At 65.3% G+C, this 16,351-nt stretch carries 16 protein-coding genes; all 16 read left to right on the forward strand.

The genetic code is table 11. From position 1 onward, the window contains the following. The first annotated feature begins 158 nt into the window (after positions 1–158). The 16 genes from N2602_RS09410 to fliR all read left to right on the forward strand — a co-directional run bounded on the left by N2602_RS09410 (position 159) and on the right by fliR (position 16,348). On the forward strand, positions 159–1,073 hold the full coding sequence (locus N2602_RS09410; RefSeq protein WP_172786954.1) for a flagellin: 915 nt from the start codon (positions 159–161) through the stop codon (positions 1,071–1,073). A 301-nt stretch (positions 1,074–1,374) separates the two neighbouring features. Further along, positions 1,375–3,000 (forward strand): flagellar basal-body MS-ring/collar protein FliF, encoded by a 1,626-nt coding sequence (gene fliF, locus N2602_RS09415; protein ID WP_260382462.1) that lies wholly within the window; start codon positions 1,375–1,377, stop codon positions 2,998–3,000. Then, positions 2,997–3,689, forward strand: a complete 693-nt coding sequence (locus N2602_RS09420) for a hypothetical protein (RefSeq protein WP_172786952.1) — start codon at positions 2,997–2,999, stop codon at positions 3,687–3,689. The genes fliF and N2602_RS09420 overlap by 4 nt, the downstream gene beginning before the upstream one ends. A gap of 6 nt (positions 3,690–3,695) precedes the next feature. Continuing rightward, on the forward strand, positions 3,696–5,009 hold the full coding sequence (locus tag N2602_RS09425) for a MotB family protein (protein WP_260382463.1): 1,314 nt from the start codon (positions 3,696–3,698) through the stop codon (positions 5,007–5,009). After that, positions 5,006–6,184, forward strand: coding sequence for a chemotaxis protein (locus N2602_RS09430; RefSeq protein WP_260382464.1), 1,179 nt, complete (start codon positions 5,006–5,008; stop codon positions 6,182–6,184). The genes N2602_RS09425 and N2602_RS09430 overlap by 4 nt, the downstream gene beginning before the upstream one ends. Then, the gene (locus tag N2602_RS09435; protein ID WP_260382465.1) at positions 6,181–7,518 is read left to right on the forward strand and encodes a flagellar hook-length control protein FliK; all 1,338 of its coding nucleotides are present in this window, start codon (positions 6,181–6,183) and stop codon (positions 7,516–7,518) included. Before N2602_RS09430 ends, N2602_RS09435 begins: the two co-directional genes overlap by 4 nt. Then, positions 7,469–8,050, forward strand: a complete 582-nt coding sequence (locus tag N2602_RS09440) for a transglycosylase SLT domain-containing protein (protein ID WP_260382466.1) — start codon at positions 7,469–7,471, stop codon at positions 8,048–8,050. Before N2602_RS09435 ends, N2602_RS09440 begins: the two co-directional genes overlap by 50 nt. 90 nt (positions 8,051–8,140) lie before the next feature. Beyond that, positions 8,141–9,370 carry a flagellar hook protein FlgE gene (locus N2602_RS09445; RefSeq protein ID WP_260382467.1) on the forward strand — a complete coding sequence of 410 codons (1,230 nt, stop codon included), beginning with the start codon at positions 8,141–8,143 and terminating at the stop codon, positions 9,368–9,370. A gap of 34 nt (positions 9,371–9,404) precedes the next feature. Beyond that, positions 9,405–10,880: a flagellar hook-associated protein FlgK gene (flgK, locus tag N2602_RS09450; protein ID WP_260382468.1), complete on the forward strand. Its 1,476-nt coding sequence runs from the start codon at positions 9,405–9,407 to the stop codon at positions 10,878–10,880. Positions 10,881–10,883: 3 nt separating this feature from the next. After that, positions 10,884–11,930 carry a flagellar hook-associated family protein gene (locus N2602_RS09455; RefSeq protein ID WP_212254443.1) on the forward strand — a complete coding sequence of 349 codons (1,047 nt, stop codon included), beginning with the start codon at positions 10,884–10,886 and terminating at the stop codon, positions 11,928–11,930. 55 nt (positions 11,931–11,985) lie between these two features. After that, entirely contained in the window at positions 11,986–12,330 is a 345-nt protein-coding gene (gene flaF, locus N2602_RS09460) for a flagellar biosynthesis regulator FlaF (protein WP_172786944.1), read from the forward strand. Beyond that, entirely contained in the window at positions 12,330–12,740 is a 411-nt protein-coding gene (flbT, locus tag N2602_RS09465; RefSeq protein ID WP_172786943.1) for a flagellar biosynthesis repressor FlbT, read from the forward strand. The genes flaF and flbT overlap by 1 nt, the downstream gene beginning before the upstream one ends. 15 nt (positions 12,741–12,755) lie before the next feature. Beyond that, positions 12,756–13,178 carry a flagellar hook assembly protein FlgD gene (flgD, locus tag N2602_RS09470; RefSeq protein ID WP_172786942.1) on the forward strand — a complete coding sequence of 141 codons (423 nt, stop codon included), beginning with the start codon at positions 12,756–12,758 and terminating at the stop codon, positions 13,176–13,178. After that, a complete protein-coding gene (gene fliQ, locus N2602_RS09475) occupies positions 13,175–13,441 on the forward strand; it encodes a flagellar biosynthesis protein FliQ (RefSeq protein WP_025034323.1) in 267 nt (88 codons plus the stop codon). Before flgD ends, fliQ begins: the two co-directional genes overlap by 4 nt. 76 nt (positions 13,442–13,517) lie before the next feature. Then, complete coding sequence (gene flhA / locus N2602_RS09480) at positions 13,518–15,599, forward strand: flagellar biosynthesis protein FlhA (RefSeq protein ID WP_260382469.1); 2,082 nt, start codon at positions 13,518–13,520, stop codon at positions 15,597–15,599. Then, positions 15,596–16,348 carry a flagellar biosynthesis protein FliR gene (gene fliR, locus N2602_RS09485; protein WP_172786940.1) on the forward strand — a complete coding sequence of 251 codons (753 nt, stop codon included), beginning with the start codon at positions 15,596–15,598 and terminating at the stop codon, positions 16,346–16,348. The genes flhA and fliR overlap by 4 nt, the downstream gene beginning before the upstream one ends. Positions 16,349–16,351 lie beyond the last annotated feature (3 nt).

Below are 16,351 nucleotides of genomic sequence, written 5' to 3' on the forward strand. Positions count from 1 at the left end.
AGCCTCGCACAAGCTTCGCTCGTTAACCTCGCCGCTACGACAGATTGGGCCTTGAACCCGCGTTTGCGGCACGCCCAAAGGCATGACGCCGCTCTGTCGTACCGGTGCAAGCCCGGTATGTCCCCTAAGCTCGTTTCAATCTTCAAAGGGACATCAAAATGGGTTCTAGCCTTCTCACCAACTCCTCCGCCATGACCGCGCTCCAGACCCTGCGGTCTGTCAGCGCGCAACTCGCCACCACGCAGAACCGGATCTCCACCGGTCAGCGCGTGTCCACTGCTTCGGACAACGCCGCCTACTGGTCGATCGCGACCTCGATGCGCTCCGACAACGCCGCACTGTCCGCGGTCTCCGACTCGCTCGGTCTGTCGGCTGCGACCGTCGACACCGAATACACCGCTCTGACCTCGGTGATCGGGGACAAGGAATCCGGCCTGACCAAGCTGCAGGCGCTGCTGGTCGAAGCCAAGACCGCGGGTATCGACCGCACCAAGATCCAGGCGGACATCACCCAGATCCAGCAGGACATGAAGCTCAAGGCCAATTCGGCCACCTTCAACGGCATCAACTGGCTGAGCACCACGACGGGTACCACCCCGACGAGCTTCAACCTCGTCTCGTCCTACTCGCGTGTCGGCGGCACCCCGACGATCGGTTCGATCACCATCACGACCGCCAACTACACGCTCTACTCCACCACGCAGACCGGCATTCTGGACACCGTGGCCGCCAGCGCCTCGGTCGACACGATCAACATCTCCGCGCTGACCGACTCGGCGGCCGACCAGACCACGCTCGATGGCTACATCTCGAAGGTCACCGCTGCGATCAACTCGGTGGCCTCGGCCGCTGCCGATCTCGGTGCGGTCAAGAACCGCATCTCGACCAATACGGAATTCGTCAAGACGCTGATGGACTCCGTGGATCGCGGTGTCGGCCAGCTCGTCGACGCCGACATGAACGCGGAATCGACCCGGCTCCAGGCGCTGCAGACCCAGCAGCAGCTCGGCGTTCAGGCGCTCTCGATCGCCAACCAGAACAGCCAGAGCATCCTGTCGCTGTTCCGCGGCTAAGCGGCGCTTTCGAAAACGACCGTGCTCCCTCAGGGAGCACGGTCCCCGCCGTGATGGTGGGCGCCCCGACACGCGATGTGCCGGCAATCGACCTCCCGACGTCATACTTCTGGCGCCACGCCGCAGCCGGTCGGGCTGCCGTGCGCCCGAGCGCTCGCTCGCGGTTGCCAGACCGATTGCGTCGTCCAGCCTTGTAAAATTGCAACGCCGCGCCAGCGAACCCGCACATTCGCGCATCGCGCAACCTTCAGACAAGGTTGGCAGCTGAGTGTCCTCACCATTCGCATTGGTACGAGGTCATATGCTCAGTCGTGCGCAGGTACAGCAACTGCTCAACAATCTGCTGGAGCTTGGGCCGCGACGCCTGATGGCCTTGGGACTGATCGGCTTTGCGGTTCTCGTCACCGTCGTCGGCGGCGCCTATTATCTCAGCCGCCCCGAGTTCGAAACGCTCTACACCGGCCTCACCCGCGAAGACGTGACGCGCATCGGCGCGGCGCTGCGCGAGCAGAACATCACCTTCGACGTCAATTCCGCCGGTGATGCGGTCTCGGTGCGTCCGAGCCAGACCATGCAGGCGCGGATGCTGCTCGCCGAGAAGGGGCTGCCGACCAGCGCCAATTCCGGTTACGAGCTGTTCGACAAGATCGGCTCGCTCGGGCTGACCTCGTTCATGCAGGAGGTCACCAAGCTGCGCGCGCTCGAGGGCGAGATCGCCCGCACCGTCCAGCTGATGAAGGGCGTGAAGGCGGCGCGCGTGCATATCGTGCTGCCGGTGCGCGGATCGTTCCGCGCGACGCAGCAGCCGCCTTCGGCCTCGGTCGTGCTGCGCACCGACGGCGCGATCGAGGCGCGCACGGCGCAGTCGATCCGGCATCTCGTCGCCGCCGCCATTCCCGGCATGAGCCGCGACAAGGTGACGGTGCTCGATGCCGACGGCTCGATGCTGCTCGCTGAAGAGGACGAGGCCAGCGCCGCGCCGACCAAGATGGCGAGCCTGCAGAAGACGGTCAGCGGCATGGTGCAGGAGAACATCCGCAAGGCGCTGACGCCGTATCTCGGCCTCGACAATTTCGAGGTGAGCGTCGCTCCGCAACTGTCGACCGACAAGCGGCATATCAACGAGACGGTCTACGATCCCGAGAGCCGCGCCGAGCGCTCGGTGCGGGCCGTGCGCGAGAAGGAATCCTCGCAGAACGCCGACCGTTCGTCGCCGACCACGGTGCAGCAGAACCTCCCCGACCAGCAGGTGAATGCGGGCGGCGGCAAGAACTCCAGCGAGGACAAGACCCGCCGCGAGGACGTCACCAATTTCGAGGTCTCGTCCAAGACCACGACGACGGTCAGCGATGGCTATTCGGTCAAGAAGCTGTTCATCGCCGTGCTGGTGAACCGCGCGCGGCTGGTCGCCGATCTCGGCGACAAGAGCAACCAGGCCATCATCGACAGCAAGCTCGCCGAGATCAGCCAGCTCGCGGCGACGGCGGGCGGGCTGGACAAGGCGCGTGGCGATCAGATCCAGGTGACGGCCGTCGACTTCATCGAAGGTTCGCGCGAGCTGGCGCCGGTGCCGCCGATCAGCTTCGTCGAGATGATCAACAAGCAGCTCGGCAGCGTCATCAACGCGATCACGATCCTGGCCGTGGCCTCGATGCTGGTCTGGTTCGGGCTGCGGCCGGCGGTCAACGGCATTCTGACCCATCGCGCGCAGCAGGAGCAGGTCGAGGCGACCGAGGCCGCCCAGCTCGAAGCTTCGGCGGCCCTTGCGCTGGCCGACAGCGAGGAGGCCGAGCTCAACCTCGTCGAAGACCTCGAAGGCAAGATGCAGCGAACGCCGCAGAAGCGGCTGGAGCAGATCGTCCGGCTCGATCAGATGCAGGCGGCGGCGATCCTTAAAGACTGGATGCGACGCGAGGAGGCGGCATGAACGCGGCAATCGGAAAACTCCTGACGCAGTTCGACGCGAATGGCCGGGTCAAGTCGCCGCCGCCTCCGCCGCCGAAAATCCAGGACGTGCTGACCAGGCCGAAGGAGGCGAGGCGCGATCCGCAGCCTCAAGCGCAGCCGCAGGCCCAGACGCAGCTTCAGGCGCCGTCTCCGGTGCCTGCGACGGAAGCGCCGCCGGTCAATCTGCTGGACGATGCCTATCGACGCGGCCATGCCGCGGGCGTCGCGGAAGCCGACGCCAAGCTGGCCGAGGAGCGCGTCCGCAGTGCGATCCGGCTCGGCGAGGAGCGGGCCAAATGGTCCGACCAGCAGGCGGTCGCGATCGTCAGCGGCTTCGAGGCGGCGTGCCGCGAGATCGAAACCAACATCGCAAGCTCGGTGGCGCGGATCCTGCTGCCGTTCCTCACCGATGCGGTGCGCGACAAGGCGATCGGATCGCTGGTCGAGCAGATCGCGGTGCTGACCGGCAACTCGTCGGTGCCGGCCTTCAAGGTCACCGGCCCGAGCGAGCTGCTGGATCTCGTGAAGACGCAGCTCGAGGCATCCAGGCGAACGGGCATCGCATACGAGGCCGCCGAGACGCTCGAGGTTCGCGTCGTGGCCGACCAGACCGTGATCGAGACGCAGATCACGGCCTGGAGCGAACGCCTCAAGGAAGCGCGCCGGTAGTCCGTCATGGAGGAGGTCAAGCATGAGATCGTGATCGTCCGCCGCCGCAGCGCCTTCGCCGAGGAGGCGCATCACGGCGGCGTCTGGAAGATCGCCTATGCGGACTTCATGACCGCGATGATGGCGTTCTTCCTGGTCATGTGGCTGCTCAACGCGCTCAACCAGGACCAGAAGCAGGTGGTCGCGAGTTATTTCAACCCGATCCAGCTCGCGGAAAATGCCCCCGCGCCGAAGGGCCTGAAGAATCTCTCCAAGAAGGAGCCGACCTCGTTCGAAGGTCAGGACGGCAAGCGCCAGCCGGCTGGCACGAACGAAGAACGTCGTGGTGACTCTCCGACCGCCGAGAAGCCGGCCTCCTTCGAGGAGAAGGTCCTGTTCCGCGATCCCTATGCGACGCTCGCCGAGATCGCCAATAGCGCGAACCAGTCTAGTGGCCAGCGGCGCGCCGGCGCTCTGACCTCCGCCGAAGAGGACGGCCTCAAGGGGGGCGATGCCTATCGCGATCCCTTCGATCCCGGCTATTGGAAGCTGGCGCCGCAGGCGTCCAAGGACGCCGATCGCTTCATCGAGAACGAGCCGAAGCCGAATGCCTCCGCGCGGGACGGCGCAGCCGGCGCGAATCCGGGCGAGCCGCAGGCGCGCCGGACCAGGACGGATGATGCCGGCGGCAGCGTGGCTCCGAACCCGGAGAGCCCGTACGCAAGCCTGTCGCCTCTGCTACCGCCGGGCTCCGCACCGACGCAGTCGGCACGCGAGGGCAGCGTCCAAGCCGGCGTTCAGGCCAACGCCGCCCCGCAGGCGCGTCTTAACGATACGGCGAAGGAGTCGGAAACGCGCGAGGTGGCGCAAACGCAGCAGCCGACCCTCAAGCAGCTTCAGTCCGCGATCGCAGAGGCGCTGTCGGACATCAAGGTAGGGGCGGGACCGGCGGCCGAGGTGCGTCAAGTCGAGGAGGGGCTCCTGATCAGCCTGACCGACGATGCGAGCTTCGGAATGTTCGCGGTCGGCTCGGCGGAGCCGCGTCCCGAGCTGATCCGCGCGATCGACAAGATCGGGCCGCTGCTGATGAAGCGCCAGGGCATGATCATCGTCCGCGGCCATACCGACAATCGGCCGTATCGGTCGGAGGCTTACGACAATTGGCGACTGTCGACCGCGCGTGCGCAGATGGCCTACTACATGCTGGTTCGCTCCGGCGTCGATGTGCGGCGGATCGAGCATATCGAAGGTTACGCCGATCGGCGGCCGAAGCTTCCGAACGACCCGGCGGCCGCCCAGAACCGCCGGATCGAGATCCTGATCCGGGAGAAGCGCCCTTGATCAGGCTGCTGCGCCGCGCCGCTTGGCTGCTGCTGCCCTTCATGGCGGCAAATGCGCTTGCCCAGCCTGCGCCCCAGGGCGGGGAACCCTATGAGCTCGTCCGCGCGCTGCAAGCGGTGCAGGACGGCATCGCCAACGGCGACACTGCTGCACATGGCAGCCATATCGCGCTGATCCGGCAGATCGGGGAGAAGTTTCTCGCGGCCGATCCCGCCGTGTGGAGCAATCCGCAGAACGGCCAGGCGGTCGTCATCTACCTGCTCAGCGGCGGTGCGCCGCAAATCGTCCGCAAGCTGCCGCGGGACAAGATGAACGTCGACGAGCGGCTGTTCAATGGTGCGCTCGCCTATGTCGAGGGTCGTCAGGAGGAAGCGCGGGAGCTGCTCAAGGAGATCAAGCCGCGGACCATTCCCTCAGGACTGGGCGGACAGGTCGCGCTGGTTCAGGGCGCGCTGTTCGCGCGCGCCGAGGCCTCGCTCGCGATCGAGCGTCTGGACGATGCGCGCCTGCTGTTGCCGGGCACGCTGGTCGAGGAGGCGGCGCTGCGGCGCGAGATCCTGCTGGTGGGGCAGGCGGAGGATTTCGAGAAGTTCGAGTTCCTGACGCTGGCCTATATCCGCCATTACCGCAATTCGATCTATGCCGGCGATTTCTGGCAGCGCTTCTCCGCGGGGCTGACGCAGTCGAGCCTGGCACTCGACGAGCGCCGCTTTGCGCGGATCTCCGCCCTGCTGGAGCAGATCGATCGCGCCAGCCGCCTCAAGCTCTATCTCGTGATCGCGCGCGCCGCGATGGTGCGCGGACGGCTGGCCATGACCCGACTTGCGGGCGAGCGGGCATTGACGCTCAGCGCGGACGCATCAGCGGAACGCGAGCGCGCCCATTTCTTCCGCGGCGCCTCGCGGGTGCTCACCGACGAATATGACGGCGGTCTCGCCGAACTCAAGGCGCTCGACCGGTCGAAGCTGCCCGAGCGCGACGTCCCCCTTCTCAATGCCGCCGTGCAGCTCGCGCTCGACGTCCGCAAGCCGTTCGCGGGCGGATCCGCCGCAGCAGCGGACAAGCCTCCGGCAACGCCGGCGCGGCTCGATCTGGCGTCATCGACCGCGACGCTCGCACGCGCGCAGAAGCAGCTCGGCGAACTCGAACTCCTGACCAAGGACCGCCGTCCATGACCAAGCTCAATGGAACCTCCGGACAGCTCTTCTCCGGTCTCGCCGAGAGTCTCAACGTGCGCGGATCGCGCTCGGCAAAGGGCGCCGGAACCAAACCGCAGGCGAATTCGTCGTTCAACGATCTGCTCCACACGGTCTCGAACCTCGCCAAGCAGGCACTGAGCGAAGATGGCAGCGAGACGGCCGCGAAGACCGGAACGTTGCGCACGCGCCTGATCCACCCGACCGAGCAGGAGAAGCCGAAGGAGGCGACGCCGCGCGAACGTGTGGCGACAACTGCACATCCAAAGTCCATGGACGAGGCCTCCGACAACAAGTCCGAAAAGTCGACGGAGAAACCACGTCCGGTCGACGATGTCGCCGGGACGGATCGCCAGGACCAATCCGGCATCGCTGTCATGGTCGGCCAGGAGATCGCTACCGCGCCTGCCACGAAGCCGCAGATGCAATTGCCGTCCGCAGACAAGGGCGCGCCCGCGCGCGACGAGCGGCCCCCCTCGGCGAAGCACGAGGCGCCAAGCACCGTGAAGGTGGCGACCGCCGATACCGTTCCATCCGGTGCTGCCCAAGCCGGCGCACGCTCGCAGGCCGCGGCGCCGCAGGCGATGGCCACGCCGCAGCCGGCACCGACGCAAGGTGCGGAGGCTTCGAGCGCAATGCCGGCATCACCTGGCTTCGAGGCGGTTACGGCCGATGTCGAGCGCGCTGCCAAGGCCTCAGTGCGCGCCGCGCTGCCCGAGACGACCAAGGTCACCGTGGTCCAGCAGGAAACCCATCTGCCACCGGCGCACTTCAACGCTCCGCAGCAGGTCGCCAACGCAGTCGTCGCCGAGCTGAAGGAACCGTCGGCAGCGGCGGCGTCCGCGGCGCCCGATCTCGCCCAGACCAACGCACCGGATCAGCCGCTCAGGATCCTGACCGTCAATCTCGAACCGCCCGCGCTCGGCAACGTCACGGTGCGCCTGCGCCTCGTCGGTACCGAAGTGTCCGTCCAGCTCGCGGCCGAGCGCAAGGACACCAGCCAGATGCTCGACCAGCAGCGCGACCAGATCCGCGATCTCATGCAGTCGGCGGGCTATGTCGCCGACGTCGCGCCGGTCCAGCACGGCTCGCTGGATGGATTTCAGAGCGGCTCGGGCCAGTCGCAGCCGCAGCTCTCGGGCCAGCAACAATCCTCGCCGCAGTCGCAAGGCGCGTTCGGCGGTGGGGGCACGTCGTCGGGGCAGTCCGACGGCGGCGCGAAGCAGGCTCGCCAGGAGCGCCCGTTCAGCCAGGAGACGCGTCATGATCAGGATGTGGCGGCGCATCATCGTCGCGGCCCTGTTTATCTCTAGTGCGAGCGCGGCCCAGGCGGCCGCCGAAACTGCGCGCCCCTGCGAGCGCGAGATGGCGCGCGCGGCGCAGCAGCACGGGATTCCGCTCGGCATTCTCTATGCGGTCGGGCTCACCGAGACCGGACGGCGCGGCGCGCTCCATCCCTATGCTCTCGGTGCCGACGGCCAGACCGTGTTCGCCAAGGACATGGATGATGCAATCGCGAATTTCGAGACCATGCGCACCAAGGGGATCAAATTGATCGACCTCGGATGCATGCAGATCAACCATTATTACCACGGCGACAAGTTCGTTTCGGTGCGGGCGATGTTCGATCCCGCCAGGAACGTCCAATACGCCGCGCGCTTCCTCAAGGAGTTGAAGCAGCGCGAAGGCAGCTGGACCATGGCCGTCGCCCGCTACAACGCAGGTCCCAACAATCAGCCGGCGCAGAAGCGCTACGTCTGTCACATCGTCGCGCACCTCGTCTCGAGCGGCTTCGGCGCGTGGACCGACAAGGCTCGCTCCTTCTGTCAGCCGAAAACGACCTGACAACATGAAGTTGTGCATCGCGCCCAATCATCAGCCCCGCGCAAGCAAGACCCCGCATTGTAGCTGCAACCTGACCAAGGAGTCCAATTCATGAGCCTGTATGGTGTTATGCGCACCGGCGTTTCCGGGATGAACGCGCAGTCCAACAAGCTGTCGACGGTCTCGGACAACATCGCCAACGTCAACACGACGGGCTACAAGCGGGCTTCGACGGAGTTCTCCTCGCTGATCCTGAAGAGCGGCTCCGGCAATTACGATTCCGGCGCGGTCGAAACCACCGTCCGTTATGCCATCTCCGACGCCGGCAACTATCACTTCACGACATCGACGACGGATCTTGCGGTCCAGGGCAACGGATTCTTCGTCGTGCAGGACGCGAACGGAAATAACTTCCTCACCCGTGCGGGCGCGTTCGTGCCCGACGAAACCGGCAACCTCGTCAACACAGCCGGCTTCCAGCTGATGGGCTACAACATCGCGAACGGTGCCGTGCCCAACGTCGCCGCCAACGGTTTCGGCGGTCTTCAGGTCATCAACGTCAACCAGATGGCGCTGCAGGCCGCGCCATCGACCAAGGCGACCGTGGCCGCCAATCTCGATCCGAGCGCAACCGCGATCGCAGCGCCGGCAGGGCCCGCCAACTACACGTCGAAGACGTCGATGGTGACCTACGATAATATCGGCAATGCCGTGACGCTCGACGTCTACGCTGCCAAGACGGGCGCCAATACCTGGGATATCCAGGTCTACAACGGCGCCACTGCGTTGACGACGCCGGGCCCCGCAACCACGTTCACCTTCGACGTCACCGCGACCGGCAAGGGCAAATTGGCCGCTGCGAGCCCGACGGCGCTCTCGGTCGCGATCCCGGGCGGTTCCGCCGCCTTCAATATCGATATGTCGGCCATGACCCAGGTCGCTGCCGCCTTCGATTTCAAGGCGACGGTCGACGGCAATGCTCCGTCCGCCGTGGAGAAGGTGAACATCGACGACAAGGGCGTCGTCACCGCCGTCCTCAAGAACGGCACCACGCTACCGAGCTTCCAGATCGCGCTCGCCACGGTGCCGAGCCCGGACCATCTGACGCCCGAAGTCGGCAACGTCTATTCGCCGAACCTGGAGTCCGGAAACGTGCAGGTTGGCCTCGCCGGCCAGGGCGGTCTCGGCACCGTCAAATCCGGCGCGCTGGAAGATTCCAACGTCGATCTCGCGGACGAACTGACCTCGATGATCGAAGCCCAGCGCGGCTTCACGGCGAACTCGAAATCGTTCCAGACCGGCGCGGATCTGCTGGACGTCGTCGTCAACCTGAAGCGCTGAATTCTTCGGCGCTCGTTTCGGGCAAGAGCACGCCATGTCGCTTACCGCCGCTCTCAACTCGGCTCGCTCCTCGCTCATGGCGTCGAGCATCCAGTCGTCGGTCATCTCGCGCAACATCGCCGGTGCCAGCGCCACCGGCTATTCGCGCAAGCTCACCGTGCTGGACAATCTGCCCGGCACCGGCGTCTATGTCGCGGCGATCCAGCGCGCCGCCAGCTCGGGCCTCTACAACAACGTCCTGATCGCGACCTCGTCGTCCGCCAAGCAAACCGCGATCTATGACGGCCTGCAGAAGATCGCCACCGCGACGGTGGACGATCCCGAGCTCGACCAGTCGCCGACGGCGCAGCTCAATGCGCTGAAGCAGGCATTGCAGAAATATGCCAACGCCCCTGACAACACCACGCTGGCACAGGCGGCGGTCGCGTCCGCCAAGGACATGGCGACCGCGCTCAACCAGGCGACCCGGACCGTGCAGTCGGTCCGCGAGAGCGCCGATGCCGACATGAAGACGTCGGTTCAGAACATCAACCAGCTGCTCTCCCAGTTCGAGACCGTGAACACGGCGATCGTGAAGGGCACGATCTCCGGCGACGACATCACCGACTACCTCGATCAGCGCGACAGCATCGTCTCGCAGCTGTCGCAGGAGGTCGGCGTCACCATGTCGATCCGGCCCAACGGCGACGCGGCGCTCTACGCCGACAGCGGCGTCGTGCTGTTCGACAAGACGGCGCGGTCGGTGAGCTTTGCGCCGACGACCGCCTACACCGCCGGCACCACGGGCAATGCCGTCTACATCGACGGCGTACCCGTGACCGGGGCCAATTCGGTGATGCCGCTGAAGTCGGGCAAGCTCGCAGGGCTGGCTCAGCTGCGCGACCAGGACACCGTCACCTATCAGAGCCAGCTCGACGAAATCGCGCGCGGCCTGATCAATACGTTTAGGGAAAGCGATCAGACCGCCGCGGCACTGCCCGACGTTCCCGGTCTCTTCACCTATCCGGGCGCGCCGGCGATGCCGGCGAGCGCAACCGTCTCGGTGGGCCTCGCCGGCACGATCTCGGTCGCCGCATCGGTCGATCCGGCCCTGGGCGGCAACCCGAATCTGCTGCGCGACGGTGCGATCAGCGGCAACCCCGCCTATCAATACAACACCGCCGGCAACGGCGGTTATTCGACCCGGCTGCAGCAGCTCATCGGCGGCATGGATGCCTCGCAGCCGTTCGATGCAACGACGCAAGGCAAGCCGAGCGGCAGCCTGATCGACTTCGCATCGTCCTCGGCAAGCTGGATCGAAAACCAGCGCAAGGCCGCCAACGACAACTCCGAGTACCAGAGCACGCTGCTCAACCGCAGCATCACGGCGTTGTCCAACGTCAACGGCGTCAACATGGACGACGAGATGGCCTTGATGCTCCAGGTCGAGCGCACCTATTCGGCCTCGTCGAAGATCATCTCGACCGTCGATGAAATGCTGCAGAGCCTGCTCGCTGCCGTAGGGAACTAAGTCATGATGAGCGCGAACTACATTTCCACCCTGATGTTGTCCTCCTCGTTGAGGTATTCGATCACGAACAACCAGGCGGCGCTGAGCAAGGCCTCGACCGAGGCGACCACCGGCCGCTTCGCCGATATCGGCCTCGAACTCGGTGCAACGACGGGAAGCGACCTCACGCTGCGGGCGGACTTCAGCTTCGCCGATCAGCTCGTCGACACCAACGGGCTCGTCTCGGGGCGCCTGGACGTGACGCAGAACCGGATCACCCAGCTCAGCAAGACCGCGACGGATTTCCTCAAGGACCTGATCGCGGCCCGCAGCACCGACGGCGGCGGGCGGGTCATCCTGCCGCCTGCATCCTCCAATCTCCAGGATCTGATCGGCGCCCTGAACGTCTCCTATAACGGCTCCTATCTGTTCTCGGGCATCAACACGCAGAACGCGCCGATCACGCCTTACGCCGCGGGCTCGGCCAGCAAGAACCAGGTCGATGCGGATTTTCTCGCGGCCTTCGGCTTCTCGCAATCCTCAGCCAGCGTCGCCACCATTACCCCGGCCCAGATGCAGACCTTCCTCGACACCACCTTCGATGCCGAGTTTGCCAGCCCGGCCTGGAACACCAACTGGTCGTCGGCGACCGACCAGACCATGCAAAGCCGGATCTCCACCACCGAGATCGCCGATACGTCCGTGAGCGCCAACCAGACCGGCTTCCGCAAGCTCGCCGAGGCCTACACCATGATGGCCGACCTCGGGAACGTGAAGCTGAGCCAGGAGACGTTCCAGGTCGTGGTGGACAAGGCCATCGGGCTCGTCGGCAACGCCATCAACGACCTCGCTGCGCTCGGCGGCAGCGTCGGCACGGTCCAGCAGCGGATCACCACAGCAACCACCAAGCTCAAGACGCAGCAGGACATCCTGAACAATCAGATCGTCGGCATGGAGAAGGTCGACCCGACCGAAGCCTCGGTCCGGGTCAACACGCTGCAGACACAGATCCAGACGGCGCTGGCGCTCACTTCGCAGCTCCAGAAGATCAGCCTCATCAATTATCTCTGAATAGGGGCTCGTAACCTTTGTCCAGTTGTTCGGTCTCCTGCGAAGAGTGGTCCTGATGACGTTTGAAGCCTATGAAGCGGTCGTCGACGAAAGTGGCTATGAGGCGCGCAGCCGCGAGCGGCAGGCGCTCAGCCTCGGCATCGACCGGCTCGAGCGGATCCAGAAGGGGCGTTTCAGCCTCGAGGACCAGGTCGAGAGCCTGCTCTATGTGCGGCGGCTGTGGACGATCTTCATCGAGGATCTCGCACACCCCGAGAACGGGCTGCCGGACAAGCTGCGCGCCGACATCATCTCGATCGGGCTGTGGGTGGTCAAGGAAGCCGACCGCCTCCGCGAGCAGAGGTCGAGCGACGTGGTGCAGCTCATCGAAATCAACCGCCTGATCCGAGACGCGCTTTAATGAAGATCTCCTTGCGCGCGGGCGAACGGATCTACATCAACGGCGCGGTGCTCCGCGTCGACCGCAAGGTCTCCGTCGAGCTCGTCAACGACGTGATGTTCCTGCTTGAAGGGCAGGTCATGCAGGCGTCAGACGCCACCACGGCGCTGCGACAGCTCTATTTCATCGTCCAGCTCATGCTGATGAACCCGACCGACGTCCGCGACGCCGCCGCGCTCTACGCGCAGCATTACGCGGCCCTGTGTGCCGTTTGCGAGAGCCGCGAGATGCTCGACGGGCTCGGCGCGATCCACGAGCTGGTCGGGGCGACCCGCTATTTCGAGGCGCTCAAGCGGATTCGGGCGCTGTTTCCGGTGGAGCAGGCCATCCTGGCTGGCGCCGCCAATGTTTCCCCAGTCGAAGCTGCCTGACAGCGGAGAGACAAGATGAACGTCAACAGCGCGACCGACACGACCGGCAAGTCGTCCAGCTCGAACGCGACCAACTCGCCGACGTCGAGCAACAGCGTGGACTACAACACGTTTCTCCAGCTCCTCATTGCCGAGATGAAGAATCAGGATCCGACCAATCCAATGGATACCTCGCAATATATGAGCCAGTTCGCCCAGCTCTCGACCGTCGAGCAGGCGATGCAGACGAATTCGAAGCTCGACGCGCTGCTGTCCTCGCAGTCCTTGTCGCAGGCCAACGGGTTGATCGGGAAGACGGTCAGCTTCACCGACTCGACCGGCGCCACCTTCAGCGGCAAGGTCGTCTCGGTCTCCATCAACAGCGATGGCTCCATCGCGACCCTTCAGGACGGCACGAAGGTCGCGGTCGGACCGGGGCTCACGATCAGCCAGTCATGAACGAGCGGGACGCCCTCGATATCGTCCAGGCGGCGATCTGGACCATCATCGTCGCCTCCGGGCCGGCAGTCGGCGCAGCCATGCTGGTCGGCACCGTCATCGCGCTGATCCAGGCGCTGACCCAGATCCAGGAGGTGACGCTGACCTTCGTTCCGAAGATCATCGTCATTCTCCTGGTCGTAGCCGTCTCCGGCTCCTTCATCGGCGCGCATCTGTCGACCTTCACCGAGATGGTCTATTCGCGGATCGAACGCGGCTTCTGATCCGGACGGCCCCGGCACCATCCCCGCGTAAGCTTTGCGCGGCAGATTGCGAACCGGACCCCTCTGCCGGTGACCCATGGCCGATACGTTAGCTGCTAGCCTGCCCAATCCGCGCCGCCTCGGAACGGATGCCTTCTTCGCCGGCGGCATCGTGACCATGCTCACGATCCTGTTCCTGCCGATTCCTCCGATCCTGATCGACCTCGGCCTCGCGTTCTCGATCGCGCTGTCGGCGCTGATCCTGATGGTCGCGCTGTGGATTCAGCGGCCGCTCGACTTCTCGGCCTTCCCGACCGTGCTGCTGATCGCGACGATCCTGCGCCTGGCGCTGAACATCGCGACGACGCGCCTGATCCTGTCGCGGGGTGGGGAGGGCGAACAGGCGGCAGGCCATGTCGTTGCCGGCTTCTCGAAGTTCGTCATGGGCGGCGACTTCGTCATCGGCCTCATCATCTTCGCGATCCTGGTGACGGTGAATTTCGTCGTGATCACCAAGGGCGCGACGCGTATCGCCGAGGTCGGCGCCCGCTTCACCTTGGACGCCATTCCCGGCAAGCAGATGGCGATCGACGCGGACCTGTCCGCCGGCCTGATCGACGACAAGGAGGCCCAGCGCCGGCGCCGCGAGCTCGAAGAGGAGAGCGCGTTCTTCGGCGCCATGGACGGCGCCTCGAAATTCGTCCGCGGCGACGCCATTGCCGCCCTCATCATTACCGCGATCAACATCTTCGGCGGCATCGTCATCGGCGTCACTCATCACGGATTGACTCTGTCCCGCGCCGCCGACGTCTACACCAAGCTTTCCGTCGGCGACGGTCTGGTGTCGCAGATGCCGGCGCTGATCGTCTCGCTGTCGGCGGGCCTCCTGGTCTCCAAGGGCGGTACCAGGGGCTCGGCGGAGCAAGCGGTGCTGCGGCAGCTCGGCGGCTATCCGCGCGCGGTGTCGGCGGCCGCGCTGATGATGTTCGTGCTTGCTCTGATGCCGGGGCTGCCGATGGCTCCGTTCGTGCTGCTTGGGGGCGTCATGGCCTTCGTCGGCTACTCGCTGCCGAAGCGCCAAGCCGCGCGGGAGCGCAAGGAGGCGGCCTCCAAGGCCGACGAGCGCGCCCAGGCCGAGGCCAAGGAATCCGTCAAGGAGCAGCTCAAGACCGCCGAGATCGAGCTGGCGCTCGGCGGCCACCTTTCGGTCCATCTGTTGGGCTCGCGCAACGAGCTTGCCCACCGCGTGGCCAAGATCCGCAAGAAATTCGCCAAGCAGTACGGCTTCGTCATTCCCGAGATCAAGCTGACCGACAATCTGTCGATCGATCCCAAGAGCTATCAGATCCGGATTCACGACACGCGCGTTGCCCATGGCGAGCTCAGGCTCGGCGAGGTGCTGGTGCTGGTCGACAAGGACGGCAAGCCCGACGTGCCGGGCGACGAGGTGATCGAGCCTGCGTTCGGCATGAAGGCGCTGTGGGTGACGGAAGCCTTCACCGACGAGGTCAAGCGGCAGGGCTGCAAGCCGGTCGACAATCTGTCGGTGCTGCTCACGCATTTGAGCGAAGTGATCAGGGCGAACCTCGCCCAGCTGCTGTCCTACAAGGATATGCGTGCCCTGCTCGACCGGCTCGATCCCGAATACAAGCGCCTGGTCGAGGATCTCTGCCCGTCGCAGATCTCCTATTCGGGCCTGCTGGCGATCCTGAAGATCCTGCTGGCCGAGCGCGTGTCGATCCGCAACCTCCATCTGATCCTCGAGGCGATCGCCGAGATCGCGCCGCATGTGCGGCGCTCCGAGCTGGTCGCAGAGCACGTGCGGACGCGGCTCGCCCAGCAGATCTGCGGCGATCTCTCCGACAATGGCGTGCTCAACGTGGTCCGTCTCGGCAACCGCTGGGACCTCGCCTTCCACCAGAGCCTGAAGCGCGATGCCAAGGGTGACGTCGTCGAGTTCGATGCCGACCCGCGCCTGATCGAGCAGTTCGCGACCGAAGCCAGCGCCGCGATCCGGAAGTTCACCGAAAGCGGCACCAGCGTGGTGCTGGCCGTCACGCCGGAAGCGCGGCCCTATGTCCGGATGATCCTGGAGCGGGTGTTCCCGACATTGCCGATCCTGTCGCATGTCGAAGTCGCACGCAGCGCCGAGATCAGGGCACTCGGAGCCATATCGTGATCTCCGGTCTCGCTGACAGCGTGCTGGTGACGTTCATCGTGTTCTGCCGCATCGGTGCCTGCCTGATGCTGGTGCCCGGCTATTCCAGCGTCAACGTGCCGCCCCAGGTGCGCCTGTTCGTCGCCCTGGTCACCACGTTTGCGCTGACGCCGATCCTGATCGCCGTCCTGAAGCCGCTCACGGACAACGCGGCGCCGCTGACGCTGGCGCTCCTGATCTGCTCCGAGCTCGTGGTCGGCAGCGTCATCGGGCTCGGCGGGCGCGTGTTCTTCCTCGCCCTCCAGACCATGGCGACCATGATGGCGGGCGCGATCGGCCTGAGCAACATCCCGGGCACGCCGGTCGCCGACACCGATCCGGCACCGGCCCTGGTGCCGCTGATCATGGCGGCCGTCACCACTTTGTTCTTCATGACCGACCAGCACTGGCAGGTGCTGCGGGGGCTGATGAACTCCTACGACGTCTGGAAGCCCGGCAACAGGCTGGGCGGCGGCGTGGCGCTCGACCTGCTCGTCGGCCGCCTTTCGGAAGCGTTCGTGCTGACGCTGCGGATCTCGAGCCCCTTCATCGTCTATTCGGTCATCGTCAACCTGGCGGTCGGCCTGATCAACAAGCTGACGCCGGCCATTCCGGTCTATTTCATCTCGGTGCCCTTCGTGCTGTTCGGCGGCTTCCTGCTGCTCTACCTCACCAGCGACGAGCTGCTGACGCAGTTCATGCTGGGCGTGTCGTCGTGGCTGGCGGAGTGACGT

Source organism: Bradyrhizobium sp. NC92, assembly GCF_025200865.1.
Classification (GTDB): Bacteria; Pseudomonadota; Alphaproteobacteria; order Rhizobiales; family Xanthobacteraceae; genus Bradyrhizobium.